The sequence below is a fragment of the Paenibacillus sp. FSL R5-0486 genome, assembly GCF_037975155.1.
GTDB lineage: Bacteria > Bacillota > Bacilli > Paenibacillales > Paenibacillaceae > Paenibacillus > Paenibacillus amylolyticus.
In genome coordinates this window covers 5,238,237-5,247,390 of the sequence record NZ_CP150237.1, presented here as the reverse complement: position 1 = coordinate 5,247,390, position 9,154 = coordinate 5,238,237, and the positions used below count along the sequence as shown (strand labels likewise).

The following is a 9,154-nucleotide window of genomic DNA, read 5'->3' as shown; positions in this document are numbered from 1 at the left end:
ATGGGGATAGCAATCGGATGTCTGATCCACACATTACCACGGAGGAGGTAGACCATGTCACTGGCACGCAAGAAGGAAAAGAACATCATGCCCTGGCGGAAGAATCTGCTCGCACACCACAACCGCAAGGAGAAAGCGCCTAAGAAACGCCGTAATCGCGCTCTGGACGATCCTGAGTACATGACGAAGGAAAAGGTACGGCAAGCAGTAATCGAGCGCGACGGAGGCAACTGGTGCGCTATAAGTGGAGTATCAGGAGTTAGGCTTGAGTTACACCGAATCGTGTACGGATCGCAAGGCGGAAAATACGAGGTAGACAACTGCATCCTGCTGAGCGCGGATATGCATCGGCTGGTACACAGTAGCAAGAAAACATGGATGCCCATCTTACAGGACCATGTTCACTGCATGAAGCTTGGCATGCCTGAGAAGTCACCAATACAACGCATAACCCACAGGGAGGAATAGAAGATGAGAAGTAATTATGGAAGTTACGACGATCCAGAGCCATGCCCATACTGTGGTGATGATTGCCATGCGGATTTTGTGGATGTAGGAGTTGGAATGACACAGTGTGGTCCCTATCATTGCGAAAGCTGTGGAGCAAGCGAGATTGGGCCCGAACTTAGAAATTGGTACGTAGGCGAGCGTGATGAGTATGGAACAGTTATTAAACCGGAATACAAGGATGGATTTCCTGTTCTGAGAGAAGGTCACCCGTTTTCAGAAGTAGAGCTTGAAAAGGGATGGTATGACCCAAACAAAAAGAAAATCTCACCTTATGCAAACACAATTAACGGCGTGCTGGTTGACCATAAAACAGCTAAGACCGCTTATGACTTAGGAATTTTAGATGAGAAGAAGTTAGTTTAACCCACCAATAAACCATCTAAGGGAGGATACACCACCCCACCGGGGATAACAGAGGAAGGGAGACAAGACACACATGAGAAATCGGATCATCTTCTTCAGTGGTGGGAAGGCCAGCTTTGCGGCGGCAGACTGGGTGAAAAAGAATCATCCAGACGACAACATTGTATTGTACTTCACGGATACGCTTTGGGAGAACCCGGATCTATACCGGTTCAACGATGAAGCATCTGACAAACTCCAATTGCCGCTCCTGGTCCACTCATCCGGCTTAAACCCGATGCAGCTCATGTTTGAGAAGAAGCTGGTATTTAACAGCATGATAGGCGATTGTAGCAAAATCTTAAAAATGAAAGTATCCAAAGACTTTTTGAAAAAAGGCATCAAGCCTGCGGCAGAGAGTTGGAGGAACCAGGAGTATCTACGGGACGAGGATTTCACCACGGACGCTGTACTGTATTTTGGGATTGGGTTCGATGAGATGCATCGAGAGGGTGCTATACGAAAGAACTGGCAGCCGTTCCAGGTGGAGATGCCATTGATCGACCATAACATTTGGAAAGACGAAGTACTGAAGGAATACGACATTAAACAGCCTGTATTGTACGACTACGGGTTTAGCCATAACAACTGTAACGGAAGGTGCGTGAAGGCTGGACAGGGCCATTACAAGCTCCTGAAAACGCAGATGCCAGATGTGTTCCAGCAGATCATGGAACAAGAGCATCACTTGAAAATATGTGTATCAGCCTATCGGTACATCATGGATGACAAGGTTCCAGAGGATGAACGCATACCAGATGATGTCCGGGAACAGATGCTGCAAGAACTGGACGATGCATATAGAGATTACTTTTATGACCGGGCCAAGCGTCCGAAAACATATATCCATCCGGCAGGCAGTGCGGTGCAGAAATACATGCAAATCAAGCAATACGCATTCATGAAACGGGACTCCAAACCATTGCCAATTCGGGATCTGAGAGACGAAGTGGACAACGATGGACAAATTGACTTATTTGATATAGGCGGTTGCGGCTGTTTTGTAGACGCAATGTAGTTAACAGAGGAAGGGAATCACCACACCAAATTTAGAGGAGCAATCATATGAAACCAAAACTATTAGACCTATTTTGTAAAGCTGGCGGCTGTTCGGCTGGGTACGCTAAAGCGGGATTTGAGGTGGTCGGAGTAGACATCAAGCCGCAACCAAACTACCCATACGAATTTATCCAGGCGGACGCACTCGAAATCCTCAAGGACAAAGCGTTCATCGCTCAATTTGATGTCCTAACGGCATCGCCTCCATGTCAGGCGCATAGCAAAGCTAAGAGTTTATCTGTAGCACGCAACGGCGGCAAATATGGCGACCACTTGGACCTGATCCCGGATACCAGGAGGCTACTCCAAGAAACAGGCAAGCCCTACATCATCGAAAATGTGGCTGGTGCGCCGTTGATCGATCCCGTAAAGCTGTTCGGATCGCAGTTCGCAAAACTCTACACTCAGCGTGAACGGTGGTTCGAGAGCAATATTCCGCTGGTTGAACCGGATGTACCGCGAGAAAAGATGAAAACACCAGCAGCTGGCAACGGAATTGGTGAGGACGGTAGTATCTCCATCTGCGGAAGCGGAGGGGTACGAGGGCTTAACGCAAAGCAGATAAAACTGTACTGGGGCTTTGCGATGGGCGGCATTGATTGGATGTCCCGCGACGAGCTGGCTGAGGCAATACCTCCAGCGTATACAGAGTTTTTGGGCAAGCAAGTAAGGGAGTATATCAGGGGCTAGGCCCACCAAAGTAGAGATAACACACATGACAAACCAAGACGTTAAATTCTGGCGCTATTACATTCCATCCGTGGACGGAGAAGGATGGGGAATATTCATTCTTGATTCAACAGGCATGTTTTCAGCGGTGACGGATTACGGGAATGCAGCTCACAAGTTTGAAGTACGCGAAGGTGAAGATATTCGTAAGTATCTCGCAAAAGGCGTACCTGGAACCCTAATGGCAAGACTGTTCTATGATCTTCGACGTTATGATCCGGACGAAACACTGCGTAGGGCTAAACAAGACATCATTTATCTCAGGGGTGATCAATCGTTAACCCGTGAAGAAGCGCGGAAAGAATGGGATTTGCTACAAGAATGTGATTGGTTAGAAAACGAAGCTGGATTTGTTCGGTGGTTTGACCAGACATCCATAAGTGATGCAGGCGAAAATCACGCATTAGGTTACCCGGCCTCATGTAGAGCTTTCGTTAACGAGCTTATGCCACGTTTCTGCGCGGCTCTGGCGGAAGAGTTTAAACAGAAAGAAATTGCGGTGTGAGGCTACGGCCTCTAACCAAGGAGGGATATACATGGAATACACAATTGAACGCACTGACAAAGACATTTTGAAGCTTGCCAAGTGGTCGTTCTGGTACACAGGCGACAAGCTCATACTTCGCGGATATCGTTTATACACCAGAGAAACCCGTAGACATGGCTACAAAATCGTTCAGGACTATGACGGAAGCAGACCGAATGACACGGGTAGAGGCAAGCTCAGGAAGGAAGAGGTACCTTTCCCGTATCAGGTGATGGATGAACTGAAAGAGCGGATCACACGCCATGTGGATACGCTAGTGGGCAATACATGGTCTGATCATCAGGAACTGAAGAACGAATCGAAGATGAGGGAGGAAGAACAGTCATGAGAGCTAAAAAAATGACGGATCAATATTTAACATCGCAATTGGCTGATTTGCTGGGATTCGAGTATTTCGAGCAAGAAGCTCCACCACATAACTTTGTGATTAAAAGGGAAGATGGGAGTTCTGATTGGTTCATCCCATGCTCGGAATACAATCACGTCAAGGAATTGGAAGACAAAGCACTTGAAGCTGATCAGATTGGATACCAGGCTCACCTGACGTACGCCACAGGACACAGTTACCATGAGGGACTAACTTATGACACAGCAGAGGCGATGCTTAGAGCAACACCACGCCAGAGGGCTGAGGCTGCTTATATGACGTTGAAAGGTTTACAGGTGGGTCAGGAAGGAGAGGGGAACCATGGTTCAACTGGTGAAGCTTGAACAACAAGAACAGTTTGACGAGTTGAAGAAAGGCGACATTGTTGTGGTCAAGTGGAATGAACGCAGTGACGAACATCGAGCGGCTGTCCGGAAGAGGAAGATTAAAGAAGCTGAACCACACTTCATTGGTCATTACAACATGGTTGAGATAACAAGACTAAATGAGGTTGTCCTTGAGGTGAAACGGAACATTTATTTCAACATCGGAATGTACCTGGACGGAGAATCAACGGCGTTAGAAGCACACAAAATCGAGGGTTGAGGCTTGGGCCTCTCCCTACTAAGGAGGATATGCCAATGTTCAAATATTCAAAATGGCATGCCAACTATGAAGAGTTGCAGTTGGGCAAGTCATACGAAGGATATAGATACAAACCGGGATGGGTCTGGATAAACGAAGTCCTGTATCGAGAAGAATGCTTCGTTAGGGAGGATATATAGATGACACAAACAGCGTTGACCCGGGAGCAAGTGTTGGCGATGGAACCTGGACAGGAACTGGATGCACTGGTTGCACAGCATGTTATGGGCTGGCACAAGGGCGATCCATGGGGCGGAGCGTATTGGGTTGATTCGGATAAGTGTTTACGGTATGAGATTTTAGTTTTCAAACCTTCCTTGCACATCAACATAGCTTGGGGAGTAGGAGAGTGGTTTGCGGAAACCGGAATAAGAGGGCGGTATGCTAAGCGGTTAAAAGAAGTGATACTCGCGAACAAAGGTGAATGCTCAACTTTTGACATGGTGCACGCCAGCCCGGCTGACCGTTGCAAAGCCGCGTTATTGGCTGTACTGGACTTATAACATTCATAGGAGGGATAGACGATGGCTCGTGGCGTTATGTTCGGATCGTGCCAGCGTTGCGGAGAGCTTGTCTGGGAGGACGAGAATTGGGATTTTGTTGGTGAAGGAATGATCGAACATACTCGCTGTCAGGCAGAAGGAATCAAGACTATAAAAGTTACGGGCATTGTACTTGCAAAGGTTGTTAAGAACGGTGTTATGACGCTTGTAATGGATGTTGGAGAGCAAGAGGACGTCGAGGAATTGGCCGAAGGCGACCAATCGGCTGAATAAACTTAACGAAGTGGAGGCCGGATAAGGGTTTCTGGTCTCCCCAAATAGGAGGATATACAACCTCTACGTCATAAACATAAAGAAAACCAATAATCGGAGGTATAACATGCATCCACGTACAAAGAAATCAACAATGGACCTGTTGCAACGATATGCGAACGGCGAAAATATTGAGCATGAAGTTATGCGTATAGCGGCTGCTCATGCACTTGAGATAATCAGCGACTTACAGCGCGAAGTGGAAGAGACTGAAGAAATTTTGGAGGGGTTGGCTCCCAAGGAAGGAGCGGAACAACATGAAACAGATTAAGGTGAGGTGTATCGACTCATTTGAGGAGTTCAACTACAACAACGGTCGATTGATATGTGCAGTCAATGACGGTGAGGAATTGGTAGCGGAACTGCATGAGGAATCAGAAGAATATTATGCAATGGACAGTGAAGGACGGGAAGTATGCGTGGGGTATCTGAACTCTCTAGGGACATTGAAATTGTTTGAGGATAGCTTCGAATTGGTTGAGGAAGGAGCGGATAAGCATGGATGAACGTGAAATCAAAGCAATCAGAGACACTATGGAGCGTTATGCAAAAGGTGAGCAAATCGACCATAGTGTCATGCGGATAGTAGTTGCCAAGGCATTGGAAATCATGGATGAGTCGAATAGAGAACTGGCCGAAGCGGAACACGAATTATGGCTTTTGGCTGGTGGGGAAGGAGCGGATACAGAATGATAGAGTGGATACCGTTTAACAAAGAGAATCCGCCAGAGCCGGGAAGATACTTTGTATCAGATGGAATAGACGTAGATGTAGCGGATTACTCCAGCATTTGGGACGCGTGGGTGATCAGAGACGATAGCTCGATAGATAATTCGAATGCTGTCACACGCTACGGCATCATTAACCCACCTTGGGAAGATACGAAGTGTGTTGAGATCACTATCACCGAATATGTAGGAGATAAAACATTTTCAAAATCATTCAAAATCGGTAGCGGAACTCTACATGGCATGCCTAAGAGAGCGACAGCGCGAGCAAATAAATTCGTAACCGAATGCCTGCAAGAAACTTTAGAACACTGGGAAAGCCTACCTGGGGAGGAAGAAGCATGAGAGAGATAGCGGAACACCCACACTTACTAGAGGGTAGGGATGAAGCATGAACGAACGTGACAGACAATTCATCAAAGCGATTGGCGAGGCATGGGCATTCATCAGGAGTGACGGCAGCTTCACATCTAGAGAGGTTAGAGAGTGGGCCAATAGCTTGGACAGCTCACTGTGCAGACAAGTATTGCAGGCAGTGATCCAGACAGCTTGGGAAGATTACGGAGGTCAGGGTAGGGAGTCTATGCCCAAGGAGGATACAAAGGATGTCATATAACAACGATCTGAAGACAATAGAATTAGCGTTGTGGGAAGCGTCAGCGGAAGAAGCTGCAATCCAATATGAGCATGCAAAGAAGTTTGATGACCGTGGCGCAATGGAGTGGCACAAGGAGCAAATACGTTGGGCACGGATCAAGATAGCGGAGATAGAGGATTACTTGGATATACAAAAAGGAGCTTAGGTGGTGGCCTTATGGACGGATGGATCAAACTCCACCGGAAAACAATGGATAACCCGATCGTTTGCAAAGACGCTGACCACTTGGCCGTTTGGATATATCTCCTGACGAACGCAACGCACAAAGAATATCCAGCTGTGTTTGCCGGGGAGAAGATCATGCTCCAACCAGGCCAATTAATCACCGGAAGAAAGACGATCGGAGAGAAATTTAGTGTTCACGAAAGTAAAGTGCAACGCATTCTAAAAAAGTTCGAAACCGAACAACAGATTGAACAACGAAGTAGCAACAATAAACGCTTGATATCAATACTTTCATGGGCTGATTACCAATCGAGTGAACAACAAAATGAACAGCAAATGAACAACCAGCGAACAACGGATGAACAACCAGTGAACACAAACAAGAATGTAAAGAACTTAATAAATATATCTACTACAACTACTACTGAACCACTTCAGGATGTCTGGCTAAGACTGACCAACAAATTCGTAATGCCCTCCAACCTGCTAGATTATTTCAGTAAGTTGAGAGCAAACGGTTATGACGAGTCCTTTTGTACAGAGTTGCTTCAAGAGGCATTTGAGTCAGCGAATAACGGCAGCGTCAATATGAGGTACTTGGAATCGATTAGCGATAGATGGATTGCATCAGGAATAAGCAGCAGACAACAAGCAAAGGACAGGAGGGCCAAACATGCAGAGCATAAAGTCAGCACTCAAGGAATTCAATCTGGAGGAAATCCGCCGGAGAGCAAATTCGCTTTCCTCAACCAACGCAGCAGACGCAGCGGAACATAAACAATACCGGTGCAAACATTGCAAGGACGAGCTGGGGTGGATCAAACGGGTACCGCTCAGTGATAAACCATTTGACTACATGGACAAGTGGGAGGACTGCCCTTGTACCAAAGACCGGGCGATCGAACGGCTGATGAAGTCGAGCCATATCACAGAGAAGTTCCGGCAGAAGACGCTGACCAACTTTATCACGGATGGCCTTCCTGAACTTGTGAAAGAATCCCATCAGGCTGCAGTCGAATACGTGTCGTCATACGCGGCGATTAAAGACACACCACAGAACAGCATGGCGCTGCTTGGTAAATCCGGTGCAGGGAAGACACATGTACTCATGGGAGTGAGTAACAACCTGTTAAAAAAGGGTGTTGGAGTTCTATATTTTCCTTACATCGAAGGATTTTCGGAGCTAAAAGACAACATGGACACGGTGGGGACGCGGCTCCAGCAACTAAAACAGGTCGAGGTACTGTTCATCGACGACTTGTTCAAGGGCGGGAAGAAGGACAAGGTTACCGGAATCAAGATGCCCAGTGATTGGGAAGTGGAGAAGATGATCGAGGTCATCAACCACAGATATCTGGAACAGAAGCCGACACTGATCAGCTCAGAGAGAGACATTGCAGACCTGTGTGACATCGACGAGGCGTTGGGTGGCCGGATTCACGAGATGTGCAAGGACTACATGGTGATTATCACAGGCGGATTGGAAATGAATTATAGATTACAGTAGGGAGATGATCAGGTGAAAAAACCAATCGACGACTACGACCTGATGGACCAAGACTGGGAAGAATTTATGCGCAGGGGCCGAGAGGCCTTTGCAGACGAAGATATCGAGGAGGAAGCAGCATGAAGAAGAAATATTGGGCATCCGGAGGACAGATCAAGGAGCAGAAGCAGACGAAGAAACCAATTGGCAGGCAACAGGGAGAGCAATACAAAGGTTATGTGAAGACGAGGAAGGAGCCAGAGGCAGATAAATTAATGGCGAGTTTGGATATCCCACTTTCGCCAGAACAGTCAGACATGATTATCGAGCTCTACGATTATGGCTGGCTGAGGTCAGACATCGCTAAGGAAGTCGGCGTACCCAAGACACGGGTTAACCATGAGCTGATTGTAAAACGGAGAGGAGGTGGTGCAGCTTGATTGAGTTTACCGTGGACATCGCTCCCATGGGTGCGGTCCGCATGACGCGTAACGGGAAGTGGACAAGTGAAACGGCTCAACGTTATCTCAGCTACAAGAAGTTCATCGGCACACACGCAAGGAAGTATTGCTCAGAACCGCTCAGACGGCCTGTACAAGCCGAGATACACTTTTACTACCCAATTCCTGCGAGTTGGTCGAAAAAGCGTCAGGAGGCCGCTAGAGTCGGTCAGACGATGCCTGTAGTAAAGCCCGACCTTGATAATTGCGTAAAAGGTGTTTTCGATGCTCTAAACAAGATTGCCTGGAACGATGACAACCAAGTCGTTTCGCTGGTCACACACAAACATTATTCGGACAAGCCAAGGATCGTCATCAAACTGAGGGAGGTCGTGGCAGCATGATCGGACGGTATGTGCATGTGGGAGACGGATGGGTGCTTCTGGACGAATCTGGGGCGTGTAGAGGGCGTTTGATAGAGTTGGACAGACAAATACTAGGATCAACACAAAAACGTCTCTATGAGCCAACAGGGTGGTTTAAACTCGATGGCTGGAAAGTAGGCAAACGGGAATCGAGATCCGAAATCGCATGATTGGAAAA

The 9,154-nt window shown here is 47.4% G+C and carries 22 protein-coding genes; all 22 read left to right on the top strand.

Translation table 11 applies throughout. The features are described 5' to 3' along the window. Nucleotides 1–54: 54 nt before the first annotated feature. Nucleotides 55–468: a hypothetical protein gene (locus tag MKY01_RS23330; RefSeq protein ID WP_339283729.1), complete on the top strand. Its 414-nt coding sequence runs from the start codon at nt 55–57 to the stop codon at nt 466–468. Nucleotides 469–471: 3 nt separating this feature from the next. Then, nucleotides 472–873 (top strand): hypothetical protein, encoded by a 402-nt coding sequence (locus MKY01_RS23325; RefSeq protein WP_339283727.1) that lies wholly within the window; start codon nt 472–474, stop codon nt 871–873. Nucleotides 874–946: 73 nt separating this feature from the next. After that, the gene (locus MKY01_RS23320; protein WP_339283725.1) at nt 947–1,930 is read left to right on the top strand and encodes a phosphoadenosine phosphosulfate reductase family protein; all 984 of its coding nucleotides are present in this window, start codon (nt 947–949) and stop codon (nt 1,928–1,930) included. Between the two features lie 47 nt (nt 1,931–1,977). Continuing rightward, a complete protein-coding gene (locus MKY01_RS23315; protein WP_339283723.1) occupies nt 1,978–2,661 on the top strand; it encodes a DNA cytosine methyltransferase in 684 nt (227 codons plus the stop codon). A gap of 25 nt (nt 2,662–2,686) precedes the next feature. Further along, nucleotides 2,687–3,205, top strand: a complete 519-nt coding sequence (locus MKY01_RS23310; protein ID WP_339283722.1) for a hypothetical protein — start codon at nt 2,687–2,689, stop codon at nt 3,203–3,205. Between the two features lie 31 nt (nt 3,206–3,236). After that, nucleotides 3,237–3,575, top strand: coding sequence for a hypothetical protein (locus MKY01_RS23305; protein ID WP_339283720.1), 339 nt, complete (start codon nt 3,237–3,239; stop codon nt 3,573–3,575). Beyond that, the gene (locus MKY01_RS23300) at nt 3,572–3,958 is read left to right on the top strand and encodes a hypothetical protein (protein ID WP_339283719.1); all 387 of its coding nucleotides are present in this window, start codon (nt 3,572–3,574) and stop codon (nt 3,956–3,958) included. The genes MKY01_RS23305 and MKY01_RS23300 overlap by 4 nt, the downstream gene beginning before the upstream one ends. Next, nucleotides 3,936–4,220: a hypothetical protein gene (locus MKY01_RS23295; RefSeq protein ID WP_339283718.1), complete on the top strand. Its 285-nt coding sequence runs from the start codon at nt 3,936–3,938 to the stop codon at nt 4,218–4,220. The genes MKY01_RS23300 and MKY01_RS23295 overlap by 23 nt, the downstream gene beginning before the upstream one ends. A gap of 35 nt (nt 4,221–4,255) precedes the next feature. Then, complete coding sequence (locus MKY01_RS23290; protein ID WP_339283717.1) at nt 4,256–4,399, top strand: hypothetical protein; 144 nt, start codon at nt 4,256–4,258, stop codon at nt 4,397–4,399. Further along, entirely contained in the window at nt 4,400–4,762 is a 363-nt protein-coding gene (locus MKY01_RS23285) for a hypothetical protein (protein ID WP_339283715.1), read from the top strand. A 21-nt stretch (nt 4,763–4,783) separates the two neighbouring features. Continuing rightward, nucleotides 4,784–5,035, top strand: coding sequence for a hypothetical protein (locus MKY01_RS23280; protein ID WP_339283714.1), 252 nt, complete (start codon nt 4,784–4,786; stop codon nt 5,033–5,035). 106 nt (nt 5,036–5,141) lie between these two features. Then, nucleotides 5,142–5,345, top strand: a complete 204-nt coding sequence (locus tag MKY01_RS23275; protein WP_339283713.1) for a hypothetical protein — start codon at nt 5,142–5,144, stop codon at nt 5,343–5,345. Next, nucleotides 5,332–5,580: a hypothetical protein gene (locus MKY01_RS23270; RefSeq protein ID WP_339283712.1), complete on the top strand. Its 249-nt coding sequence runs from the start codon at nt 5,332–5,334 to the stop codon at nt 5,578–5,580. The genes MKY01_RS23275 and MKY01_RS23270 overlap by 14 nt, the downstream gene beginning before the upstream one ends. After that, nucleotides 5,573–5,767, top strand: a complete 195-nt coding sequence (locus MKY01_RS23265; RefSeq protein WP_339188405.1) for a hypothetical protein — start codon at nt 5,573–5,575, stop codon at nt 5,765–5,767. The genes MKY01_RS23270 and MKY01_RS23265 overlap by 8 nt, the downstream gene beginning before the upstream one ends. Further along, nucleotides 5,764–6,147: a hypothetical protein gene (locus MKY01_RS23260; RefSeq protein WP_339283711.1), complete on the top strand. Its 384-nt coding sequence runs from the start codon at nt 5,764–5,766 to the stop codon at nt 6,145–6,147. Before MKY01_RS23265 ends, MKY01_RS23260 begins: the two co-directional genes overlap by 4 nt. Nucleotides 6,148–6,193: 46 nt before the next feature. After that, complete coding sequence (locus MKY01_RS23255; protein WP_339283710.1) at nt 6,194–6,418, top strand: hypothetical protein; 225 nt, start codon at nt 6,194–6,196, stop codon at nt 6,416–6,418. Continuing rightward, on the top strand, nt 6,408–6,605 hold the full coding sequence (locus tag MKY01_RS23250) for a hypothetical protein (RefSeq protein WP_339283708.1): 198 nt from the start codon (nt 6,408–6,410) through the stop codon (nt 6,603–6,605). Before MKY01_RS23255 ends, MKY01_RS23250 begins: the two co-directional genes overlap by 11 nt. 11 nt (nt 6,606–6,616) lie before the next feature. Beyond that, on the top strand, nt 6,617–7,402 hold the full coding sequence (locus tag MKY01_RS23245; protein WP_339283706.1) for a DnaD domain protein: 786 nt from the start codon (nt 6,617–6,619) through the stop codon (nt 7,400–7,402). After that, nucleotides 7,299–8,132 carry an ATP-binding protein gene (locus MKY01_RS23240; protein WP_339283704.1) on the top strand — a complete coding sequence of 278 codons (834 nt, stop codon included), beginning with the start codon at nt 7,299–7,301 and terminating at the stop codon, nt 8,130–8,132. The genes MKY01_RS23245 and MKY01_RS23240 overlap by 104 nt, the downstream gene beginning before the upstream one ends. Nucleotides 8,133–8,251: 119 nt before the next feature. Next, nucleotides 8,252–8,551 carry a hypothetical protein gene (locus MKY01_RS23235; protein WP_339283702.1) on the top strand — a complete coding sequence of 100 codons (300 nt, stop codon included), beginning with the start codon at nt 8,252–8,254 and terminating at the stop codon, nt 8,549–8,551. After that, nucleotides 8,548–8,955 (top strand): RusA family crossover junction endodeoxyribonuclease, encoded by a 408-nt coding sequence (locus MKY01_RS23230; RefSeq protein WP_339283700.1) that lies wholly within the window; start codon nt 8,548–8,550, stop codon nt 8,953–8,955. The genes MKY01_RS23235 and MKY01_RS23230 overlap by 4 nt, the downstream gene beginning before the upstream one ends. Continuing rightward, nucleotides 8,952–9,146 (top strand): hypothetical protein, encoded by a 195-nt coding sequence (locus MKY01_RS23225; protein ID WP_339283699.1) that lies wholly within the window; start codon nt 8,952–8,954, stop codon nt 9,144–9,146. Before MKY01_RS23230 ends, MKY01_RS23225 begins: the two co-directional genes overlap by 4 nt. The last annotated feature ends 8 nt before the right edge of the window (nt 9,147–9,154 follow it).